The organism is Streptomyces sp. NPDC051563 (genome assembly GCF_044454225.1).
Taxonomy (GTDB): domain Bacteria; phylum Actinomycetota; class Actinomycetes; order Streptomycetales; family Streptomycetaceae; genus Streptomyces.
Window position 1 is genome coordinate 32,503 of record NZ_JBITDL010000014.1, and the last position, 22,286, is coordinate 54,788.

The 22,286-nt window shown below is 71.2% G+C and carries 18 protein-coding genes; 9 read left to right on the top strand and 9 right to left on the bottom strand.

Features of this window, described 5'->3' with window-relative positions:
* The first annotated feature begins 99 nt into the window (after positions 1 to 99).
* From ureA to ACIA8F_RS18070, 6 genes are all read left to right on the top strand, one after another.
* Positions 100 to 873, top strand: a complete 774-nt coding sequence (gene ureA, locus ACIA8F_RS18045; protein WP_399379826.1) for an urease subunit gamma — start codon at positions 100 to 102, stop codon at positions 871 to 873.
* A gap of 47 nt (positions 874 to 920) precedes the next feature.
* Positions 921 to 2,621 carry an urease subunit alpha gene (locus ACIA8F_RS18050; RefSeq protein ID WP_399380034.1) on the top strand — a complete coding sequence of 567 codons (1,701 nt, stop codon included), beginning with the start codon at positions 921 to 923 and terminating at the stop codon, positions 2,619 to 2,621.
* A gap of 21 nt (positions 2,622 to 2,642) precedes the next feature.
* Positions 2,643 to 3,695, top strand: coding sequence for an agmatine/peptidylarginine deiminase (locus ACIA8F_RS18055; RefSeq protein ID WP_399379827.1), 1,053 nt, complete (start codon positions 2,643 to 2,645; stop codon positions 3,693 to 3,695).
* Between the two features lie 34 nt (positions 3,696 to 3,729).
* On the top strand, positions 3,730 to 4,344 hold the full coding sequence (locus ACIA8F_RS18060) for a TetR/AcrR family transcriptional regulator (RefSeq protein ID WP_399379829.1): 615 nt from the start codon (positions 3,730 to 3,732) through the stop codon (positions 4,342 to 4,344).
* Positions 4,345 to 4,744: 400 nt separating this feature from the next.
* Complete coding sequence (cimA, locus tag ACIA8F_RS18065) at positions 4,745 to 6,382, top strand: citramalate synthase (protein WP_399379831.1); 1,638 nt, start codon at positions 4,745 to 4,747, stop codon at positions 6,380 to 6,382.
* Positions 6,383 to 6,500: 118 nt separating this feature from the next.
* On the top strand, positions 6,501 to 7,886 hold the full coding sequence (locus ACIA8F_RS18070) for a hypothetical protein (RefSeq protein ID WP_399379832.1): 1,386 nt from the start codon (positions 6,501 to 6,503) through the stop codon (positions 7,884 to 7,886).
* Positions 7,887 to 7,917: 31 nt separating this feature from the next.
* On the opposite strand, the gene ACIA8F_RS18075 is transcribed toward ACIA8F_RS18070, so the two are convergent.
* Positions 7,918 to 8,529: a YceI family protein gene (locus tag ACIA8F_RS18075; protein WP_399379834.1), complete on the bottom strand. Its 612-nt coding sequence runs from the start codon at positions 8,527 to 8,529 to the stop codon at positions 7,918 to 7,920.
* Positions 8,530 to 8,854: 325 nt separating this feature from the next.
* On the opposite strand from ACIA8F_RS18075, the gene ACIA8F_RS18080 reads away from it, so the two are divergent.
* Together ACIA8F_RS18080 and ACIA8F_RS18085 are read left to right on the top strand one after the other, a co-directional pair.
* Positions 8,855 to 10,438 (top strand): acyl-CoA carboxylase subunit beta, encoded by a 1,584-nt coding sequence (locus ACIA8F_RS18080; protein WP_385380693.1) that lies wholly within the window; start codon positions 8,855 to 8,857, stop codon positions 10,436 to 10,438.
* Between the two features lie 23 nt (positions 10,439 to 10,461).
* Complete coding sequence (locus ACIA8F_RS18085; RefSeq protein WP_399379835.1) at positions 10,462 to 10,665, top strand: acyl-CoA carboxylase subunit epsilon; 204 nt, start codon at positions 10,462 to 10,464, stop codon at positions 10,663 to 10,665.
* An 81-nt stretch (positions 10,666 to 10,746) separates the two neighbouring features.
* Here the strand turns inward: ACIA8F_RS18085 and ACIA8F_RS18090 are convergent, their stop codons facing one another.
* The 8 genes from ACIA8F_RS18090 to ACIA8F_RS18125 all read right to left on the bottom strand — a co-directional run bounded on the left by ACIA8F_RS18090 (position 10,747) and on the right by ACIA8F_RS18125 (position 21,419).
* Positions 10,747 to 11,331, bottom strand: coding sequence for an ATP/GTP-binding protein (locus ACIA8F_RS18090; RefSeq protein ID WP_007266770.1), 585 nt, complete (start codon positions 11,329 to 11,331; stop codon positions 10,747 to 10,749).
* On the bottom strand, positions 11,312 to 11,926 hold the full coding sequence (locus ACIA8F_RS18095; RefSeq protein WP_399379836.1) for a DUF742 domain-containing protein: 615 nt from the start codon (positions 11,924 to 11,926) through the stop codon (positions 11,312 to 11,314). Before ACIA8F_RS18095 ends, ACIA8F_RS18090 begins: the two co-directional genes overlap by 20 nt.
* Positions 11,927 to 12,019: 93 nt before the next feature.
* On the bottom strand, positions 12,020 to 12,433 hold the full coding sequence (locus tag ACIA8F_RS18100; protein WP_243337850.1) for a roadblock/LC7 domain-containing protein: 414 nt from the start codon (positions 12,431 to 12,433) through the stop codon (positions 12,020 to 12,022).
* Between the two features lie 10 nt (positions 12,434 to 12,443).
* Positions 12,444 to 15,659, bottom strand: a complete 3,216-nt coding sequence (locus ACIA8F_RS18105) for a nitrate- and nitrite sensing domain-containing protein (protein ID WP_399379837.1) — start codon at positions 15,657 to 15,659, stop codon at positions 12,444 to 12,446.
* Positions 15,660 to 15,978: 319 nt separating this feature from the next.
* Complete coding sequence (locus tag ACIA8F_RS18110; RefSeq protein WP_243337754.1) at positions 15,979 to 16,563, bottom strand: ATP/GTP-binding protein; 585 nt, start codon at positions 16,561 to 16,563, stop codon at positions 15,979 to 15,981.
* Positions 16,544 to 16,936 (bottom strand): DUF742 domain-containing protein, encoded by a 393-nt coding sequence (locus ACIA8F_RS18115; protein WP_243337752.1) that lies wholly within the window; start codon positions 16,934 to 16,936, stop codon positions 16,544 to 16,546. Before ACIA8F_RS18115 ends, ACIA8F_RS18110 begins: the two co-directional genes overlap by 20 nt.
* Positions 16,937 to 17,087: 151 nt before the next feature.
* The gene (locus tag ACIA8F_RS18120) at positions 17,088 to 17,501 is read right to left on the bottom strand and encodes a roadblock/LC7 domain-containing protein (RefSeq protein WP_008739864.1); all 414 of its coding nucleotides are present in this window, start codon (positions 17,499 to 17,501) and stop codon (positions 17,088 to 17,090) included.
* Between the two features lie 9 nt (positions 17,502 to 17,510).
* The gene (locus ACIA8F_RS18125; protein ID WP_399379840.1) at positions 17,511 to 21,419 is read right to left on the bottom strand and encodes a nitrate- and nitrite sensing domain-containing protein; all 3,909 of its coding nucleotides are present in this window, start codon (positions 21,417 to 21,419) and stop codon (positions 17,511 to 17,513) included.
* A 602-nt stretch (positions 21,420 to 22,021) separates the two neighbouring features.
* Between ACIA8F_RS18125 and ACIA8F_RS18130 the strand changes: the two genes are divergently transcribed.
* On the top strand, positions 22,022 to 22,204 hold the full coding sequence (locus ACIA8F_RS18130) for a hypothetical protein (protein WP_399379842.1): 183 nt from the start codon (positions 22,022 to 22,024) through the stop codon (positions 22,202 to 22,204).
* Positions 22,205 to 22,286 lie beyond the last annotated feature (82 nt).

The window sequence follows — 22,286 nt, forward strand, 5'->3', positions numbered from 1 at the left end:
TGTGACCTAAGCCCTGGTCTCAGGTCAATGCTTCATTGCCGAGAAATGAAGAGTTAGAGTGATGCTCTAACCCATCGACTCAAAGGGTGGTGGATCGGCGTGCGGCTGACACCTACGGAGCGCGACCGGCTGCTCCTCCGCAGCGCTGCGGAACTGGCCAGGGCCCGACGGGCCCGCGGGCTGAAACTCAACGTCCCGGAGGCCACCGCGCTCATCGCGGACGCGGTCTGCGAAGCCGCACGAGACGGGAAGCGGCTGGCCGCGGCCATCGAGGAGGCCCGCTCCGTGCTGGGCCCGGACGATGTCCTGCCCGGCGTCAGCGACGTGGTCACCGAGGTGCACGTGGAGGCCGTCTTCGACGACGGCTCCCGCCTCGCTGTGGTCCCGTCCCCGATCCGCGGCGCCGTCGGCCTCGGCGAGCACGCCCCGGGCGCGGTCCTCCCCGGCCCCGGAGCCCCCCAGCCGGAGCCCACGGTCCACCTGCGGGTGCGCAACACCGCCCCGGTGCCGGTGAGCGTCACCTCCCACTTCCACTTCTTCGAGGCCAACCCGCGCCTCGACTTCGACCGGGCGGCCGCGTACGGCATGCGCCTGTGCGTACCGGCGGGCTCGTCCGTACGGTTCGACCCGCACGGCGAGGGCGACGTCGGCCTCGTCCCCATCGGCGGGGACCGCATCGCGATCGGCTTCGCCGGGCTGGTCGACGGCCCGCTGGACGCCCCGGGCGCCAAGGCCGAAGCCCTGCGCCGCGCGGCCGCCTGCGGCTACCTCGGCGCGGAGGCCGCGGATGCCGACGCCCCGGAGCCCGTCGGCGCCCCGGAGCCCGTCGGCGCCCCGGAGCCCACCGACGCCACGGACGGAGAGCCGGCGTGAGCAAGCAGACCAGGCACGGCGACCACTGCGCACCCGGCAGCCGGCACATCGACCCGCAGGAGTACGCCTCCGTCTTCGGCCCCCGCGCCGGCGACCGGGTCCGCCTCGGCGACTCCGGGCTGACCGTCCGCGTCGAGTCCGACTCTCAGAAGCCCGGGGACGAGTTCCTGGCCGGCTTCGGCAAGACCGCCCGCGACGGGCTGCACCTGAAGGCCGCCGCCGTCCGCGACACCTGCGACGTGGTGATCAGCAACGTGCTGGTCATCGACGCCGTCCTCGGCATCCGCAAGGTCTCCCTCGGCATCCGTGAGGGCCGCATCCACGCGATCGGCCGGGCCGGCAACCCCGACACCCTCGACGGCGTCGACGTCGTGGTCGGCACGGGCACGAGCATCGTCTCCGGCGAGGGCATGATCGCCACCGCCGGCGCCGTCGACACCCACGTGCACCTGCTCTCCCCGCGCATCATGGAGGCCTCGCTCGCCGCGGGCGTCACCACGGTCATCGGGCAGGAGTTCGGCCCGGTCTGGGGTGTCGGGGTCAACTCCCCGTGGGCGCTGAAGCACGCCTTCAACGCCTTCGACGCCTGGCCCGTCAACATCGGCTTCCTGGCCCGGGGGTCCTCCTCGGACCCGGCCCCGCTGGTCGAGGCGCTCGCCGAAGGAGGGGCGTCCGGGTTCAAGGTCCACGAGGACATGGGCGCGCACACCCGCGCCCTGGACACCGCCCTGCGCGTCGCCGAGGAGCACGACGTCCAGGTCGCCCTGCACAGCGACGGCCTCAACGAGTGCCTCTCCGTGGAGGACACCCTGCGGGTGCTCGACGGCCGGACCATCCACGCCTTCCACATCGAGGGCTGCGGCGGCGGTCACGTCCCCAACGTCCTGAAGATGGCGGGCGTACCGAACGTCATCGGCTCCTCCACCAACCCGACCCTGCCCTTCGGCCGGGACGCGGTCGCCGAGCACTACGGCATGATCGTCTCCGTCCACGACCTCAAGCCGGACCTGCCGGGCGACGCCGCCATGGCCCGCGACCGGATCCGCGCGGGCACGATGGGGGCCGAGGACGTCCTGCACGACCTCGGCGCGATCGGCATCACCTCCTCCGACGCCCAGGGCATGGGCCGGGCCGGCGAGACCATCCGCCGCACCTTCGCGATGGCCGCCAAGATGAAGGGCGAGCTGGGACCCCTTCTTCCCCGGGACGGGGAGGCGGGCGACGGCGAGGGCGACGACAACGCCCGCGTCCTGCGCTACATGGCCAAGCTGACCATCAACCCGGCCATCGCCCACGGCCTGGCCCACGAGATCGGGTCCCTCGAGGTCGGCAAGCTCGCCGACATCGTGCTGTGGCGCCCCCAGTTCTTCGGCGCCAAGCCGCAGCTGGTCCTCAAGTCCGGCTTCCCGGCCTACGGAGTCACCGGTGACCCCAACGCCGCCACGGACACGTGCGAACCGCTCGTCCTCGGGCCGCAGTTCGGTTCGTACGGGGCCACCGCGGCCGATATCTCCGTCGCCTTCGTCTCGGCCGCCGCGGCGGCCCTCGGCAGCGACGAGATGCCGACCCGCAGGCGCCGGGTCGCCGTCCGCGGCACCCGCGGCATCGGCCCCGGGAACCTGCTCCGCAACTCCCGGGTGGGCGCGGTCGATGTGGACGCGCGCAGCGGACTCGTCTCCCTCGACGGAGAACCGCTGCGCTCCGAAGCCGCCGAATCGGTCTCCCTCAACCGCCTGTACTTCCTTTGATTCAGTAAGGACCTCCCTGCCATGACCGACACCACGCCCGTGAACGCCGGATTCCGGATGCCCGCCGAGTGGACTCCCCACGAGCGCACCTGGATGGCCTGGCCCAGCCCCAACCCCACCTTCACGAACGAGCAGGAGCTCGCGGAGGCCCGCGAGGCCTGGGGCGCCGTCGCCCGCGCGGTGCGCACGTACGAGCCCGTGACCCTGGTGGTCTCGCCCGGTGACGCCGACAGCGCCCGGGCCATCGTCGGCGAGGCCGCCGGCCATGAACTGGAGCTGGTCGAGCGCGAGCTCGACGACGCCTGGATGCGCGACATCGGCCCGACCTTCGTCACCAACGACGCGGGCGAACTGGCCGCCGTCGACTGGACCTTCAACGGCTGGGGAGCCCAGGAGTGGGCCCGCTGGGACCACGACTCGAAGATCGCCCGGGAGATCTCCGGCTTGGTCGGGACCCGCACCTACAGCACGGCGCTGGTCAACGAGGGCGGCGCCATCCACGTCGACGGCGAGGGCACCGTGCTCCTCACCGACACCGTGCAGCTCGGCAAGGGCCGCAACCCCGACTGGACCCGCGAGCAGGTCGAGGCCGAGATCCACGCCCACCTGGGCACCACCAAGGCGATCTGGCTCCCGTACGGCCTGGCCGGCGACTACGGCACCTACGGCACCCAGGGCCACGTGGACATCGTCGCCGCCTTCGCCCGCCCCGGCGTGGTCATGGTCCACAGCCAGCCCGACCCGGCCCACCCGGACCACGAGCGCGGCAAGACCATCGCCGCCATCCTGCGCGCCTCCACCGACGCGCAGGGCCGGCAGCTGGAGGTCGTGGAGATCCCGGCGCCGACCGTGCTGGAAGAGGACGGGGAGTGGGTCGACTACTCCTACATCAACCACTACCTGTGCAACGGCGGCGTGGTCCTGTGCGCCTTCGACGACCCGCGCGACGAGGAGGCGGCGGAGATCTTCCGCGGTCTCTTCCCCGAGCGGACCGTGACGCTCGTCGACGCACGTACGATTTTCGCCGGGGGTGGCGGTATCCACTGCATCACCCAGCAGCAGCCGAAGGTCTGACCCCGAGCGGGGCGGCCGGGACGAGGAGTGGGCCATGGTGGCGGGTGAGGTACGTGCCGCGCGCAAGAACGCGCCGCCGCGCGAGGACGTACTGGTCGCCGCCATGGCCACCATCGCCGAACGCGGCCTGGACGGACTGACCATGGCCGGCCTCGGCCGCGAGGTCGGCATGAGCAGCGGCCACCTCCTCTACTACTTCGGTACCAAGGACGAGCTCCTGCTCCAGACCCTGGAGTGGAGCGAGGCGGCCCTCGGCACCCGGCGCCGCGCCCTGCTGTCCCGCCGCGGCCCGGTGCGCGAGCGCCTGCAGGCGTACGTGGACCTGTACGTGCCCGAGGGCGCCCGCGATCCGCATTGGACGCTGTGGCTGGAGGTCTGGAACCGCTCGCAGAACGCGGGACCGGGGGAGCGGGAGCGGCAGGGGGCCATCGAGGGCGCCTGGCACCGCGACCTGGTGGCCCTGCTCGCCGAGGGCATCTCGCGCGGAGAGTTCCGGCCGGTCGACCCGGACCGCTTCGCGGCCCGGCTGCGGGCCCTGCTCGACGGGTTCAGCATCCAGGTCGCCGTCGGCCTGCCCGGGATAGGGCGGGACGACATCCTGGAGCACGTCGGCGAGTTCCTCAGCGAGGCCCTGAACCCGAGGCCCTGAACCCGAGGCACTGAACCCGAGGCACCAAACCCGAGGCCCTGAGCCCGGGGTCCCGCCGCTCCACCCCCGCCGCTCCGGCCCTCGGACAAGTGTGCCCGCATGCTGAGATCCTCGTCCATGCGCGGCATGCGGTATGGCAGACTGCCGACGTGCCTGCTCAGCTCATGATTATGGACAGCAGCGCGCCGGTCCCCAGTGGCCGCTGAGCCGCGGAAGAACTTCGCGGAGGCGGCCACCGTGCCTCAGACCCGCGCGCAGACCTCTCGCACCCGCGAGAGGTTTTTTCGTTTTCCGGCCCGAACATGCCGGGACCGGGCAGCGCGCGATGATGGGGGCAGTGGCGTCGGCCTGCCCGCGGGCGGGCATCCGGAACCACCCATCCGACAGGAGTCAGATCAGCATGACGACGACAGAGGCGAGCGAGCCGACTGCGCCGGCTTCGGGCCCCGGCCCCGACGACGGGTTCCACGTCTTCGACACGACCCTGCGCGACGGCGCCCAGCGTGAGGGAATCAACCTCACGGTCGCGGACAAGCTGACGATCGCCCGGCACCTGGACGACTTCGGGGTGGGGTTCATCGAGGGCGGCTGGCCCGGCGCCAACCCGCGCGACACCGAGTTCTTCTCGCGTGCCCGCGCGGAGATCGACTTCAAGCACGCCCAGCTCGTCGCCTTCGGCGCGACCCGCCGGGCGGGCGGTTCGGCCGCCACCGACCCGCAGGTGCGCGCCCTGCTGGAATCCGGCGCCCCGGTGATCACCCTGGTCGCCAAGTCCCACGACCGGCACGTCGAGCTCGCCCTGCGCACCACCCTGGACGAGAACCTGGAGATGGTCCGCGACACCGTCGCCCACCTGGTCTCCCAGGGCCGCCGGGTCTTCGTCGACTGCGAGCACTTCTTCGACGGCTACCGGGCCAACGCCGAGTACGCGAAGTCCGTCGTGCGCGCCGCCCACGAGGCCGGCGCCGACGTCGTGGTCCTCTGCGACACCAACGGCGGGATGCTGCCCGCGCAGATCACCGCCACCGTGGCGACCGTACTGGCCGACACCGGCGCCCGCCTCGGCATCCACGCGCAGGACGACACCGGCTGCGCCGTCGCCAACACGCTGGCCGCCGTGGACGCCGGCGCCACCCACGTGCAGTGCACCGCGAACGGCTACGGCGAGCGGGTCGGCAACGCCAACCTCTTCCCGGTCGTCGCCGCGCTGGAGATCAAGTACGGCCGTACGGTCCTGCCCGCGGGCGCCCTGGCCGAGATGACCCGCATCTCCCACGCCATCGCCGAGGTCGTCAACCTCACCCCCTCCACGCACCAGCCCTACGTCGGGGTCTCCGCCTTCGCGCACAAGGCGGGCCTGCACGCCTCGGCCATCAAGGTCGACCCGGACCTGTACCAGCACATCGACCCCGCGCGGGTCGGCAACACCATGCGGATGCTCGTCTCCGACATGGCCGGCCGGGCCTCCATCGAGCTCAAGGGCAAGGAGCTCGGCGTCGACCTCGGCGGGGACCGCGCGCTGGTCTCCCGGGTGGTGGAGCGGGTCAAGGAGCGGGAGCTCCAGGGCTACACGTACGAGGCCGCCGACGCCTCCTTCGAGCTGCTGCTGCGCGCCGAGGCCGAGGGCCGGGCACGCAAGTACTTCCGCATCGAGTCCTGGCGGGCCATCGTCGAGGACCGCCCCGACGGCACGCACGCCAACGAGGCCACGGTGAAGCTGTGGGCCAAGGGCGAGCGCATCGTCGCCACGGCGGAGGGCAACGGCCCGGTCAACGCACTGGACCGGGCGCTGCGGGTGGCGCTGGAACGCTTCTACCCCCAGCTCGCGAAGTTCGAGCTGATCGACTACAAGGTCCGCATCCTGGAGGGCGCCCACGGCACGGCCTCCACGACCCGGGTCCTGGTCACCACCACCGACGGCACCCGCGAGTGGAACACCGTCGGCGTCGCCCCGAACGTCATCGCCGCCTCCTGGCAGGCCCTGGAAGACGCCTTCACCTACGGCCTCCTGCACGCGGGCGTGGAGCCGGCGGAGTAGTCCGCGTACGCCGTCTCGTCGTGCTCCGGCAGGATGAGACGGCGGAGGCGGCCGGCAGGGCGATGGTCCTTATGTCCAGCTCACACGGGATTGAACCCGTTCGGGTAGCGTCGTGACTATGAGGACCAGGCTTATGTCCGTACGTATGGGATCGCTGCTGGCCGCTCTGCTGCTGGCGCTGTCCGCGACCGCGCTGCTGGCCGCCCCGGGGGCGTCCGCCGCCGACGGGACCACGGCCGTGGCGGAGGCCCTCAAGAAGGGGCCGGTCTACGTGGATCCCGGCGCCGCCGCGCAGCTGTCGCCCGCGCAGGCGGACGCGCTCGCGAAGAAGATCAAGGATGCCGGGAAGCCCGTGTTCGTGGCCGTGCTCCCGGCCACCGCCGCGTTCCCCGCGGACAGCGTGCTCAGGACGATCCGTACCGAGACCGGCGTCACCGGGCTCTACGCGATCCGGCTCGGGGACGGCTTCAACGCCGGCGCCGACCGGGCCGTCATGCCGAACAACGCGGTCCGCAATCTGGTCGACGCCGTCAAGGCGGGCGGAGCGGTCGACGCGAACACCGAGCTCAACGCCTTCGTGGACCAGGCCCTCACCCAGGCCAAGGGCAAGGCCCCCGCCTCCTGGGGCACCGCGAGCACCGACGACGGGGCCCCCGTGGGCGCCCTGATCGGGCTCGGTGTGGTGGCCGCCGTCGGTGGTGGCGGGGCGTACGCGCTGGTCAAGCGCAACCGCAGGAAGAAGGAAGAGCTCCGGCGCGAGTCCATCGCGCGGCTGAGCGTGGTGGTCGACGAGGACATCACGGCCTTCGGCGAGGAGCTGGAGCGCCTCGACTTCCACCCCGGTGAGCCCGGCGCCGACGACGCCATGCGCGCGGACTACGAGCAGGGCCTCGACTCGTACGAGAAGGCCAAGCAGATCATGGCCTCCGTGCAGTACCCGGAGGAGGTCAAGGGGGTCACGCAGGCACTGGAGGACGGCCGGTACGCCCTGGCCCGCCTCGACGCGCGCCGGCAGGGCCGGCCGCTGCCCGAGCGCCGAGCCCCCTGCTTCTTCGACCCGCGCCACGGGCCGAGCACCGAGGACGCCACCTGGGCCCCGGCGGGCGGGGCCGCCCGTACCGTCCCGGTCTGCGCGGCGGACGCCGTCCGGCTGCGCGACGGCCGGGACCCGGCGGTCCGCACGGTCGACACCGAGCACGGTCCGCGCCCCTACTACGACGCCGGCCCGGCGTACGGCCCCTGGGCGGGCGGCTACTTCGGGGGCGGCATCCTGCCCGGCCTGCTGATGGGCACGATGCTCGGCTCGATGATGTCCAGCCCGGCCTACGCCTCCGACTTCGGCGGCGGCAACGGCTTCGACGGAGGGGGCGGCGGTTTCGACGGGGGCGACGTCTCCGGGGCCGACTTCAACCCGTCCGACTTCGGCGGGGGAGGCTTCGGCGGCGGGGACTTCGGCGGCGGCGGCGGTTTCGACGGAGGCGGGTTCGGCGGGGGCGACTTCTAGCCGCCCCCGGACCCGCGGCCCGTCACCGGCCTCACGCCTGCTTGATCGCCGAGATGTCGAAGGTCAGCTTCACCTTGTCGCTGACCATCACGCCGCCGGTCTCCAGCGCCGCGTTCCAGGTCAGGCCCCAGTCGGAGCGCAGGATCTCGGCGGAGCCCTCGAACCCGACGCGCTCGTTGCCGTAGACGTCGGTGGCCGAGCCGCCGAACTCCAGGTCGATGGAGAGCGGGCGCGTGACGTCCTTGATGGTCAGCTCACCGGTGATGCGGTACTTGTCGCCGCCGAGCTGCCGGGCCTCGGTGGAGCGGAAGGTCATCAGCGGGAAGGTCTCGGCGTCGAAGAAGTCACCCGAGCGCAGGTGGCCGTCGCGGTCGCCGATGCCGGTGTCGACGGAGGCGATCTTCACGTCGATGGAGGCCGTGGAGCGGGCCGGGTCGGTGCCGTCCAGGTGCAGGGAGCCCTCGTGCTCGGCGAAGGTGCCGCGCACGTTGGTGACCATCGCGTGGCGGACGGTGAAGCCGATGCTGCTGTGGGAGGCGTCGATGACGTAGTCGCCGGTGAGCGCGGCGAGGGCCGGGTCCACGTCGAGGGTGGCGACGGCGGTCGTGGCGGTGTCCTGCGTGCGGCGGGTGAAGAGACCCATGGCTACTCCTTGGTGAGCGTGCCGCCAGATGTCCGGCACTCGATGAATCGTTGAACTTTCAACAAGAACGACGCTAGACCCATTCCGTTCAAATTTCAACCTCCCACGCTCTTGTGGGCGGCTTGGATGGCTTGACGGCATCTTGGTGACGCCTTGGCGGCCACTTGGGCGATTGTTTTGTGGAGACTCGACAAAGGACCAAGGTCCTGCCTGGTGGGACGCACTGCTCCCGCAGTGGTTCTGTCCGGCCCGGACAGCGGAAGACACCCGACACTGTGTGGATTCGACGGAGGGTTTTTCCGGTCCGGCTTCGTAAGGTCATTACATGACCGTTGTGGACCAGATTCCGAGCGAGCCGACGGACGCCCGCGGGCGCGTGGCCGAGCTGCACGACCTGCGCGAGCAGGCGCGCCGCGGCCCGAGTGACCGGGCGACCGAAGCGCAGCACGCCAAGGGCAAGCTCACCGCCCGTGAGCGGATCGCGTTGCTGCTGGACGAGGGTTCCTTCAAGGAGGTCGAGCAGCTGCGTCGCCACCGGGCGACCGGGTTCGGCCTGGAGGCCAAGAAGCCCTACACCGACGGTGTCATTACCGGCTGGGGCACGGTCGAGGGCCGTACGGTCTTCGTCTACGCGCACGACTTCCGCATCTTCGGCGGCGCCCTGGGCGAGGCCCACGCCACGAAGATCCACAAGATCATGGACATGGCGATCGCGGCGGGTGCCCCGCTGGTCTCCCTGAACGACGGCGCCGGCGCCCGCATCCAGGAGGGCGTCTCCGCGCTCGCCGGGTACGGCGGCATCTTCCAGCGCAACACCAAGGCCTCGGGTGTCATCCCGCAGATCTCGGTGATGCTGGGCCCCTGTGCGGGCGGCGCGGCCTACTCCCCGGCCCTGACGGACTTCGTGTTCATGGTCCGGGAGACCTCGCAGATGTTCATCACCGGTCCGGACGTGGTCCGTGCGGTGACCGGCGAGGAGATCACCCAGAACGGCCTCGGCGGCGCGGACGTGCACGCCGAGACCTCGGGCGTGGCGCACTTCGCGTACGACGACGAGGAGACCTGCATCTCCGAGGTCCGCTACCTCATCACGATGCTGCCCTCCAACAACCGCGAGAACCCCCCGGTCCACGAGACCAGCGACCCGGCCGACCGCCGGTCCGAGGTCCTGCTGGACCTCGTGCCCGCCGACGGCAACCGCCCGTACGACATGCTCAAGGTCATCGAGGAGCTCGTCGACGAGGGCGACGTCCTGGAGATCCACGAGCGCTGGGCCCGCAACATCATCTGCGCCCTGGCGCGGATGGACGGCCAGGTCGTCGGCATCGTCGCCAACCAGCCCGGGCACCTCGCCGGAGTCCTGGACATCCACGCCTCCGAGAAGGCGGCGCGCTTCGTCCAGCTCTGCGACGCCTTCAACATCCCGATCATCACCCTCCTGGACGTCCCCGGCTTCCTGCCGGGCGTCGACCAGGAGCACGGCGGCATCATCCGCCACGGCGCGAAGCTGCTGTACGCGTACTGCAACGCGACGGTCCCGCGGATCTCGCTGATCCTGCGCAAGGCCTACGGCGGTGCCTACATCGTCATGGACTCCCAGTCCATCGGCGCCGACCTCACCTACGCCTGGCCGACCAACGAGATCGCCGTGATGGGCGCCGAGGGCGCCGCCAACGTCATCTTCCGCAAGCAGATCGCCGACGCCGAAGACCCCGAGGCAATGCGTGCGCGCATGGTCAAGGAGTACAAGGCCGAGCTGATGCACCCGTACTACGCGGCCGAGCGAGGCCTCGTGGACGACGTGATCGACCCCGCGGAAACCCGCGAAGTCCTCGTCGCCGCCCTCGCGATGCTCCGCAACAAGCACGCGGACCTGCCGTCGCGCAAGCACGGCAACCCGCCCCAGTAGACGTAGAAGGAGAACTGCCACCGATGAGCAACGCCACCGGAACCCTGCTGAAGGTCGAGAAGGGCAACGCCGAGCCCGAGGAGCTGGCCGCGATCACCGCGATCCTGCTCGCCCGCGCCGCGGCCACCCCCGAGGACACCTCCACCGCCACCGCCCGCTCCCAGGCCGGCTGGCGCCGCCTGGAGCGCACCCCCGGCTTCCGCGGCCCGCGCAGCTGGCAGGGCTAGTACGCGAAGCCCCGCAGGCACCACGCGAAAGCCCCCCGCACTCCTCGGAGCGCGGGGGGCTTTCGCGTACGGCCGGGACGGCTACCGCAGGCGGGCCATGAGGGCGTGCTCGACCAGGGTGATGAGCGCGCTCTTGGCGTCCGCGCGGTGGCGGGCGTCGGTGGTGATGATGGGGGCGTCCGGGCCGATCTGCAGGGCCTCGCGGACTTCCTCCGGGGTGTACGGCTGGTGCCCGTCGAAGCCGTTGAGGGCGATGACGAAGGGCAGGCCGCTGTTCTCGAAGTAGTCGACGGCGGGGAAGCAGTCGGCGAGACGGCGGGTGTCGACGAGGACCACGGCGCCGATGGCGCCGCGCACGAGGTCGTCCCACATGAACCAGAAGCGGTCCTGTCCGGGGGTACCGAAGAGGTACAGGATCAGGTCCTGGTCCAGGGTGATGCGGCCGAAGTCCATGGCGACCGTGGTGGTCGTCTTGTCCCCGGTGTGGGTCAGGTCGTCGATGCCGGCGGAGGCGCTCGTCATGACGGCCTCGGTGCGCAGGGGGTTGATCTCGGAGACGGCGCCCACGAACGTGGTCTTGCCCACGCCGAAGCCACCCGCCACCACGATCTTCGCGGAGGTGGTGGAGCGAGGAGCCGCTCCGCCGTTAGAGCTTGCGAAGTCCACTGAGCACCCTTTCGAGCAGTGTCACATCTGGCTGACCGCCGGCGGACTCGTCGCCGCCGGGCTGGTGGATGGCTACGAGGCCGGCCTCCGCCAGGTCGGCGACGAGGATCCGGGCTACGCCAAGAGGAATGGAAAGAAGTGCCGAGATCTCCGCGACGGATTTGATCTCCTGGCACAGGAGGCAGATGCGCTGGTGCTCGGGCAACTGCCCTTGCAGACGCGCGGGATCGGCCGTGGTGCTGACCAGCGCCTCGATGGCGAGCTGGTAGCGCGGCCGGGTCCGGCCGCCGGTCATCGCGTACGGACGCACCAGCGGGTTGTGCGCCTGCGGAGCCTGCGGGCGCCCGCCGCGCGGAGGCTGCTGCGGGGACCGGTAGGAGTGTCCGGGCTGCTGCTGCTGCGGTTGCTGCTGCGGGCGTCCGTACGGCTGCTGCGGCTGCTGGTAGGGCTGCCGCTGGTACGGCTGCCCGGAAGCGGGGTCGTGCTCCGGCGAAGGCCGGTTGCTGGGAGCGGAAGGGAAGTTGAAGCGGTTCTGGTCGTGCCCACCCTGCGGCTGCTGCGCGCCGCCATAGGGATGTCCTCCGGGTGTTGTCACGTTTCCTCCTCCGACTCCAAGTACGCAGTACTCCCTGTGGAACCGCGCCACCGCACCCTATGGTCCAGTGACGCGAAACGCACTGCCTGTCTGCTAGTTGAGAAGTCCGCCCTGCAGTTCCGCGCGGAGGTCCGGGGTGAGGACGCTGCCGGCGCGGTCCACGAGGAGGGCCATCTCGTAGCCCACGAGGCCGATGTCGCACTCGGGGTGCGCCAGTACGGCCAGCGAGGATCCGTCGGAGACGGACATCAGGAAGAGGAATCCGCGGTCCATCTCCACCACCGTCTGGTTGACGGCGCCGCCCTCGAAGATGCGCGAGGCACCTGCCGTGAGGGAGGTCAGCCCGGAGGCCACCGCGGCGAGCTGGTCGGCCCGGTCACGGGGGAAACCCTCGGACATGGCCAGAAGGAGGCCGTCGGCGGAGACCACCACCGTGTGGGACACCCCTGGGGTGTTGTCCACGAAGTTGGTGATCAACCAGTTCAGGTTCTGCGCCGCCTGGCTCATCGCGCTCACACTAACGCTCCTGGTCATAGCTGTTACTTGACTGCTCGGATCCCGCGTTGCGGCCCTGCTGGACACCGCGTCGCAGGTTGCTCAACCTGCCACGGATGTCCTCCGGGGCCCGGGAGACCTCGGGGCCTCCCTGCGGCGTCGTCTCCGCAGCGCCCTCGACCAGGTTGGCCTTGGGCACGCGCCGGGGGAGACCGGACGGGGTGACCCCGCCGGCCTTCGGCTCACGGAGCTTGGCGGCCTGCTGCCAGCGCTCGTCGTTGTTCGAGCGCCAGTCGGCAGGGCCTTCCGTTTCCCCGGGGGCCTTCTCCGGAGCCGCGGGCTGCTGCTGACGCTGCGGCCGCTGCTCGAAGAGGGATCCGGAGGACTCCGTTTCCTGCTGTCCCGGCCGCTGCTGCGGCTGGCTGCCGCGTCGCGGCAGGCCCGCCCCGGTCACCTGGTGACCGGCGTCTGCAGTGGAGCCCGGACGGTCGAAGCCTACGCGCTCCCGGGCAGGTTCGGGAGCGGCCGGTGATTCCGATTCGGTCCCGTAATCCTGCTGGTAGGAGCCCGGGTAGGTGTTCTGCTGGGGCCACTCCGCCGCGGTGGAAGGGGCATCGTACCCACCGTCGTAGGCCGGGAGTTCTTGTCGCTGATCCGTGTAATCGGGTTCCGGATAGGCGTACTCCTGCTGGGTGTACGCGTCGTATCCCTGCCCGGCCTGAGCGGATTCGTAACCGAGGTCGTAGCCCTGCGCGGGCTGCTGCTCGTAGCCCTGGTACGGCTGGTACGCGTGCTCCGGCTGCGGTTCCGGATACTCCGCCGCGGGCTCCTCGTACGGCGGCTGCGGCCGGGTCTCCGGCTGCGGGTAGCCGACCTGCGCCTCCAGCGCGGCCCGGCGGTCCTCGCGGCCCAGGGACCGGCCGACCGGGTCGGCGGCGGGCTCGTCGAATCCCGGCTGGTCGGCCCGGTGGACCTCGTAGCGGGAGTCGTCGAAGCCGAGCTCGGCCGCCGTGCGCAGCGCGGCCGGCTGCTGGGACTGCTGGCGCGGGATGATCTGGGAGACCGTGAAGTCGTCCGCCGGGATCTCCTCGCCACCGCCACCGTGGGTGATGGGGTCGGGGAGCATGACCAGCGAGGTGGTGCCGGCCGCTTCGCCCGAGGGCCGCAGCTGGACGCGGATGCCGTGCCGGTCGGCCAGCCGGCCGACCACGAACAGACCCATGCGCTGCGAGATCGCGGCGTCCACGGTCGGCGGGTTGGCCAGCTTGTGGTTGATGTCCGCGAAGTCCTCGGCCGTCAGGCCGATTCCCTTGTCGTGGATCTCGACCATCACCCGGCCGTCGGGCAGACGCGTCGCGTTGACCCGGACCTTGGTCTGGGGGGAGGAGAAGGTGGTGGCGTTCTCCAGCAGCTCGGCGAGCAGGTGCACGAGGTCGGTCACGGCCTGGCCGTGGATCTCCGCCTCGGAGACGCCCGACAGCTCGACGCGCTCGTACTGCTCCACCTCGGAGGAGGCGGCGCGCAGGACGTCGACGAGGGGGACCGGCTGGTCCCAGCGGCGGCCCGGCTCCTCACCGGCGAGGATGAGGAGGTTCTCGCCGTTGCGGCGCATGCGGGTGGCCAGGTGGTCCAGGCGGAAGAGGTTCTCCAGCTGGTCCGGGTCGGCCTCGTTGTTCTCCAGCTCGGTGATGAGGGTCAGCTGGCCCTCGATCAGCGACTGGTTGCGCATGGAGAGGTTCGTGAAGATCGCGTTGACGTTGCCCCGGAGGAGGGCCTGCTCGGCGGCGAGCCGGACGGCCTCGCGGTGGACCTGGTCGAAGGCGCGGGCGACCTCGCCGATCTCGTCCTGGGAGTCGATCGGGATCGGCACCACGCGGGTGTCGACCTTGCCCGGGTCGGTGCGCGAGAGCTGGTCGACGAGCATCGGCAGGCGCTGCTCGGCGATGTCGAAGGCCGCGCTGCGCAGGCGGCGCATGGCCTTGCCCATCTGGCGGGCCATCATGCCGGCCAGGATGAAGGCGGCGAGCAGGGCCACGACCACGATGACACCGGTCAGGATCGCGTCGTTGCGGGCCTCGTCGGAGACCGCGACGGAGTCCTTGAGGGCCTTGTCGAGGAGTTCCTTCTCGAGCTCGGCGTAACCGTCGAACTTGGCGGTGGCCGCGGCCTGCCAGGCCTGCGGGGTGGTGCCGTCGGCGGCGAGCTTGGCGGGCTTCTCGCCGCTGGCTATCGCCTCGGTCATACCGGTGAGCGCGGAGTCGTTGACCACGGGCGGGGCGTGGAAGACGGTGCCGGCCTGCTCGGCCGCCTGCTTGGCGGCGACGAGCTTCTGGGCGCCCTCCTCGGACTTCTTGCCCATGATCTCGCGCAGCCGCGCGACGTCCTCGTCGGTGCCGGCGGCGACGTACTCGCCGATGGCGATCTCTTCGAGGTAGGCGTACGAGGAGAAGGCGACGAGCTGGGCCTTGCGGATGTCCTCGTTCGCACTCGGCCGGACCAGCAGGTGCGTGCCCACCGAGCGCTGCAGGGAGTTCGCGGCCTTGGAGAGTTCGAGCGCATAGACCATGCGGCCGTACGAGGTCACGTTGCCGGTGCCGAGGCCCAGCTCGTTGGAGAACTGCATGAGGTAGTGCTGGACCAGCACGTACCCCTCTTCGGTCGGGATCGGGCCCAGTGCCTTGGGGAGGGCCTTCTTCGGCGTCTCCAGCTGCGGCAGGTAGGCCGTCTTGCGGACCTGCTCCAGCTTGGGCTCCTCCTGGCGGAAGAGTTCCAGGCGGCGTTCCAGACCCTGGCCCGCGGGCAGGTCCTTCGCGGCCTCGGCGAACTTCGCCTTGGCGGCGTCGGTGGCCGAGTAGGCCTTCAGAACGGGCTCGGACTCGCGCTGGCCCCTGAGCAGGGGATCGGCCGTGAGGTCGCGCTCGTTCAGCAGCGCCTGGCCGTATTCGGCCGCGGCCTGGACGATGACGGCGGTCTTCTCGGCGTCCTTGGCTTCGTTCCAGGTGTCGATCGAGCCCTTGACCTGGAAGCCGCCCATGACGAGTCCGACGAGGACCGGGACGAGGAGGATGGCGTTCAGACGGGTCGGCACGCGCCAGTTGCGGGGCGAGAACCTGCTGGTGCTGCCGCTGCTCACGGATGGTTCCACGGGTACGTCAAGGGCAGACGCGGCCGCGCGCGGCGGCGGGGTGAAGTTGCCGCGCGCGGGTTCATCCGCGGGGCTCGAGTTGCTTCGCCTCACTCGACCAACAACCTCTCGGCGGTGCTACTAGCTAGTTCGTTGAATTCCAGCACGGTTAACGGCCGTGTTCCAAACAGTTGAAATCGGCCATTCCTAGAGCCTTATGCCCCACATAAATCGGACATAAAGAGCGTCCTGCGGCAAAAACGGGGCCAGATGTGAGCGCAGCGGCACCGGACGAACGCACCGTGTCGCCAACTACCGGCAATTCTCTGTCGAAACGTTATGAACGAAGGGGGCGGGCCGTGTCGCATGACACAGCCCGCCCCCCAAAACCGGTCGGCGAAGCACTCGTTGCGCGGCGCCCCTGCCCGGGCCGCTACTTGAGCCGCGCCATGAGGGCGTGCTCGACGAGCGTGATGAGCGCGCTCTTGGCGTCCGCGCGGTGGCGGGCGTCGGTGGTGATGATGGGGGCGTCCGGGCCGATCTGCAGCGCCTCGCGGACTTCCTCCGGGGTGTACGGCTGGTGCCCCTCGAAGCCGTTGAGGGCCACGACGAACGGCAGACCGCTGTTCTCGAAGTAGTCCACGGCCGGGAAGCAGTCGGCCAGGCGCCGCGTGTCGACCAGGACGATCGCCCCGATCGCACCGCGCACGAGGTCGTCCCACATGAACCAGAAGCGGTCCTGTCCGGGGGTACCGAAGAGGTACAGGATCAGGTCCTGGTCCAGGGTGATGCGGCCGAAGTCCATGGCGACCGTGGTGGTCGTCTTGTCCCCGGTGTGGGTCAGGTCGTCGATGCCCGCGCTCGCGGACGTCATCACGGCCTCGGTGCGCAGCGGGTTGATCTCGGAGACGGCGCCCACGAACGTGGTCTTGCCCACGCCGAAGCCACCCGCCACCACGATCTTCGCGGAGGTGGTGGAGCGAGGAGCCGCTCCGCCGTTAGAGCTTGCGAAGTCCACTGAGAACCCTCTCGAGCAGCGTTACATCCGGCGTTCCGCCGGCCTCTCCATTGCCCGGCTGGTGGATGGCCACCATGCCGGCCTCCGCCAGGTCGGCGACGAGGATCCGTGCGACACCGAGCGGCATGTTCAGCAGCGCGGAGACCTCCGCGACCGACTTGACCTCACGGCAGAGGGTGCAGATGCGCTGGTGCTCCGGGAGCAGCCCGGACAGGTGCATCGGATCGGCCGTGGTGCTGACCAGCGCCTCGATGGCGAGCTGGTAGCGCGGCCGGGTCCGGCCACCGGTCATCGCGTACGGACGAACCAGCGGCTGGTCGCCTTCCGAGTACGAGTCTCCGTACTGATCGGAATAGGCGGGGGGCGGGGTCATTGATCCTCCGGGCTGGACAGCAATGGTCAGCGTGCCGTCTGACGGGGCGGCCGGTGGGGGGACGGTATGACGGCCTGGCGGTGGTACTGGGTTCCGGGGCCGGGGCCCCGGTCCCCCGGCCGGCAGTACCGTCCGGCCGGGAGAGCGGCAGTCAGATGAGCAGGCTTCCCTGCAGTTCCGCGCGGAGGTCCGGGGTGAGGACGCTGCCGGCGCGGTCCACGAGGAGGGCCATCTCGTAGCCCACGAGGCCGATGTCGCACTCGGGGTGCGCCAGTACGGCCAGCGAGGATCCGTCGGAGACGGACATCAGGAAGAGGAATCCGCGGTCCATCTCCACCACCGTCTGGTTGACGGCGCCGCCCTCGAAGATGCGGGACGCGCCCGCGGTGAGGGAGGTCAGCCCGGAGGCCACCGCGGCGAGCTGGTCGGCCCGGTCGCGGGGGAAACCCTCGGACATGGCCAGAAGGAGGCCGTCGGCGGAGACCACCACGGTGTGGGACACCCCGGGGGTGTTGTCCACGAAGTTGGTGATCAACCAGTTCAGGTTCTGTGCCGCCTGGCTCATCGAACTCAACTATCGCTCCTGCTGGTAAGTGGGGTCGATGTGGTAACTGCCGGTGGCCGGGCCGGTGGTGCCGGCCTGCCGACCCTGCTGGATACCGCGTCGGAGGTTGGTGAGACGGCCGCGGACGTCGTCCGGGGACCGCGAAACCTGGGGGCCGGCCTGTGCTTCGGCCTGCTGCTGCGCGGTGCCGGCCACGAGGTTCGCCCGAGGGACCCGGCGGGGCAGACCCGACGTGGTGATGCCGCCGGCGGCGGGCTGGCGCACGCGCTCGGCCTGCCGCATCAGCTCGTCGTTCGGAGAGGAGCGCCAGCTCACGGTCGGCACGGCGCCGGTGGCCGCCTGCGCCGGCTCGGCCGGAGCCTGCTCCTGGCCGCGCTGCGGCAGCTGGTGCTGCTGCGGGCGCTGCGGGGCGACGGGAGCCGGAGCCGCCGGCTGCGCCTGCTGGGGCACCGCCGGGGCCGGAGCCGCGGGCTGGCCGCCCTCCTGGCGGAACCAGTTCGACTCCAGCGTGTCGAAGATCGGGCTGCGGCCCTCGCCGGTACCCGCGCCCGCCGGGGGCAGCGCCTCCGGACGGGGCGCCTGCGGCAGCCGCGGAGCCTCCGCACGCGGAGTCGGTACGGGGGCGTAGCCGCCCTGCGGCTGCGGAGCCTGTCCGGGCTGGGCGAAGCCGCCGACACCGGGGCCGCCGGGCCGCTGGGCCTGGAAGTCCGGGCGGGCGAACTGCCCCGTGGAGGCCGGGTCGCCGAACTCGGGACGGGCGAACTGGCCCGTCGAGGCCGGGTTGCCGAAGTCCTGGCGGGCGAACTGGCCGGTGGAGGCCGGGTCGCCGAACTCGGGACGGGCGAACTGGCCCGTGGCGGCGCTGTCATGGCCGGCCTGGCCGCCGCCGCCCGCCTGCGGGGCCGGGGCGTTGAAGTCGGGCCGGGGGAACTCGGACGTGGAACCGGGGCCCGACAGCTCGTCGTGGCCGCGCGGTACGTCGTGCCCGCGCTGGCCGGCGCCCCACGTGGTGGTCTGGGGCATCGCGGAGGGTCCGCCGCCCGCACCCGGAAGCTCCGGACGGGGCGCGCCGCCGCGCGGCGGAAGCTGCGGCCGGGGACCGCGCGCGGCCGGGCCGCCGGCCTGCTGCTGACCCTCCTGCTGCGGGGACTGCTGCGGTGCCTGCTGCTGGGGCTGGTGCGGCTGCGGGGACTGCGGCTGCTGCGGACGCTCGAAGCCGTTGCCCTGCGGGAAGCCGCCGGGACCGGACGCCGTGGGGGCGCCGACCGGACGGGCCTGCGGGCCGCCGAAGCCGCCCGGACCGCCGAAGCCGCCCGGACCGCCGGAACTCGGGACCGGGCCGCGGCCCGGCAGCGGAGCGCCCGAACCGAAGGCGCTCTGCGTCTGGCCGCCCGGGCCCTGCTGCGGCCGTCCGCCCTGCGGGCCGGGGCCCTGGGGCTGACCGCCGGGGCCGCCGGGGCCGCCTGCGCCACCGGGGCCGCCTGCGCCGCCGGGGCCGCCTGCGCCGCCGGGGCCGCCGTCGCGGCCCGGCAGGGCCGCGCGCTGGTTGCCCGCGGAAACCTGGCCGCGCTGCGGGGCGGCGCCCGCGGGGGGACGCGCACCGGGAGCGGGGATCGAGCCCTGCGCCTGAGTACCGGGACCGCCCTGACCGGGGGCGCCGGGGGCACCCTGGCCGCCGGGACCGCCCTGGCCGGGCATCGGGGCCGGCTTCTTGCCGCCCTGGGCGACGTCCACCGGGAGCATGACGAGTGCCGTCGTACCGCCCGAGTCGGAGGGGCGCAGCTGGATGCGGATGCCGTGTCGCAGGGACAGGCGGCCGACCACGAACAGACCCATGCGGCGGGAGACGGAGACGTCCACGGTGGGCGGCGAGGCGAGTCGCTCGTTGATCGCGGCGAGGTCCTCGGGAGAGAGGCCGATGCCGGTGTCGTGGATCTCGACGAGCACGCGGCCGTCGGGCAGCGCGTGACCGGTGACCTTGACCTTGGTCTGCGGGGAGGAGAACGAGGTGGCGTTCTCCAGCAGCTCGGCGAGCAGGTGCACGAGGTCGTTGACGACGCGGCCGGCCACGTCGGTGCCGGGCACCGACGAGAGTTCGATGCGCTCGTACTGCTCCACCTCGGACGCGGCGGCGCGGAGCACGTCGACGAGCGGGACGGGGCGGGTCCACCGGCGGCCCGGCTCCTCGCCCGCGAGGACGAGGAGGTTTTCGCCGTTACGGCGCATGCGGGTCGCGAGGTGGTCGAGCTTGAAGAGCGAGGACAGCTGGTCCGGGTCGGCCTCGCGCGACTCCAGCTCGGAGATGAGCGAGAGCTGGCGCTGGATGAGGCCCTGCGAACGGCGCGAGAGGTTGGTGAACATCGCGTTGACGTTGCCTCGCAGGAGGGCCTGCTCGGCGGCGAGGCGGACGGCCTCGCGGTGCACGTCGTCGAAGGCCGCGGCCACCTGGCCGATCTCGTCACGGGTGTGCAGACCGACGGACTCCACCGTCGTGTCCACGTCCTGCGGGTCGGACTCCGACAGCTGCTTGACGAGCTCGGGCAGCCGGTCCTGGGCGACGCGGGTCGCGGTGTCCTGGAGGCGGCGCAGCGAGCGGATCATCGAGCGGGCCATGACGAAGGCGCCGACGAGGGAGACACCGAGGACGAGGAGGATCAGCGCACCGTTGATGAGGGCGTCGCGCTGCGACTCGTTCTTGAGCTCGCGGGCCTTCTGCTCCATGTCCTCGAGCAGGGTGAGCTCGATGACCTTCATGGCCTGGAGCTTGGTGTCGTCCGCGTCGTACCAGTCCATCCAGGAGCGGTTCTTCTCCTTGGCGAACTGGTCCTTGTTGCCCAGGACGCGGCGGGCGTAGTGGTCGGCGGTGGCGATTTCCTGGTTGCCGTCGCCGAGCGCCGCGAGGAGCTCCTCGGGCTTGCCCTGGTAGACGAGCTCGAAGGTCTTGCGCGCCTGCTCCTCGCTGCTCTGGGCGGAGCGGGCGTAGAGCCGGTCGTTCTCGGTGAGGTTGCCGGCCAGCGCCGGGTCCGCGGGGAGCGCGGCCGCGATGATCGCGCGCTGGATGGAGGCGTACTCCTTGGCGGAGGAGAACGCGGCCAGCGCACGGGTGCGCTTGATCATCTCGGGGTTCGAGGTGGCCTGGGCCATGTCCTGCGAGAGCGAGAGCAGCGAGACGACCAGCGCGTTGTACTCGGTGACCGTCTGCTGGGCACCGTTCTGGTACGCGTTCTTGCGGATCTCTTCGAGGTTGTTGAGCCCGTGTGCGATCTGCAGGATGTTGTTGCGGATCGAGCGGAGCGTCTCGTCGTTGCCCTCCGCGACGTCGACCTTGTCGGTCGCGGCGGCGAAGGCCCGGACGGCGGAGTCGGTCGAGTCCCGGACGCCCTGGACGAGGGTGCTGGGCTTGCCCGACTTGTCGACGGACAGCGGACCGGCGGAGTTGTCACGCTCGGCCTGGAGCATGGCGGCCAGGTTGGTGGCCTGACGCGTCATCGTCGTCAGCAGCTGCATGTGCTCCAGCTGCGCGATGTCGTTGAGCGAGTCGTTGATGCGGAAGCCACCGAGAGTGGTGGCGGCGACGACCGGCAGGGTCAGCAGCGACACCAGTCGCGTGCTGATGCGCCAGTTCTGCATGGCCAGACGGGAACCGGACCCACGGGGGGTCTGGGGTATCGCCACGTCGCGGCTGCCCGACTCCTCGTCGGCCTTGGTCCCGCCCTTGGGCTTGGCACGGCCCTTGGACTTCGCCGCGGCGGAGCCGTCGGGGCCCCCGCTCTCGACAGCCGGCCCGCGGTTCTGGGCGTGCTGGGGCGAGGAGCCACGGTCGGTCCCGCCGCGCGGGTCCTGCTCCGGCGCGGCGTCCCCACGGCCCTGACGGGCCTGGGGAGACCCCTTGTCATCCCTCTTGAATCGTCCCTGCACTAGCGTCGCAACCTCTGGACCAGGCGTCCCGCCGGGCGACCGGTGGGACGGTGTCGAGTCGTGGGGCAATGCGCCCCATGGTGGTCGTCGGTGACCGGCGCGTCTCCCTCTCCGTTGCCGCCGCGCTCGGCGCTGTCTCGCGCCACCTGCGCGCCGGCTGATTCCCGCGGCGGTCCCGCGAATTCCAGCACAGAGGCGGATCTCCAACAAGGTGCGAGTCCCGGCCCGGACTGTCGGTCACTTCCGGTGACGCGGGCACTACCCGACGTGCGGGCCAATTCGTACGGAATCGGACTTACGCCGCCCAAACCTCGCGCCTGGCCAGCTGTCCCAGTCGCGATGATCGGGAGCGGAATAACGCATTCAGTGGCACAATGTCCGCTTTGTGGGGCGGAATTGACTGACCGTAATGCCCGTAATGCCTGGTCAGTGGTGAGCAAACTCACATAGCCATGGCCATTACTTCCCGGTTCGACGGGGGATTCAGATGTTTAGCCTTGAGCTTTACAGGCTTGCCGCGAGCGACAAGCGGCACTCCGAAGGCATCCCGGCGGCGCCCGCCGCCACCATCCGACCTAGTGAGCCGAGGGCTTCGCACTCCGATGAAGACGACGATGATGTTCCGCAACATAGCCAACCCGCGCCGCACCACCCTCGCGCACCTCAAGGACGCCGAGGAGCTGCAGACCGCGCCGGTCCCGGAGCACACCGTCGAGCTGCCGGGCCAGACCGCGAACCCGCGCCGCACCATCCTCATGGACGCACCGGTCACCGCCGCCCAGTAAGCGGGAGTGTCCGGCGAAAGCCGCGCGAAGCGTCGGCCCCCACCGCGTTAGCCTGGAGTCCGCAGACTCCAGCCAGCGGAAA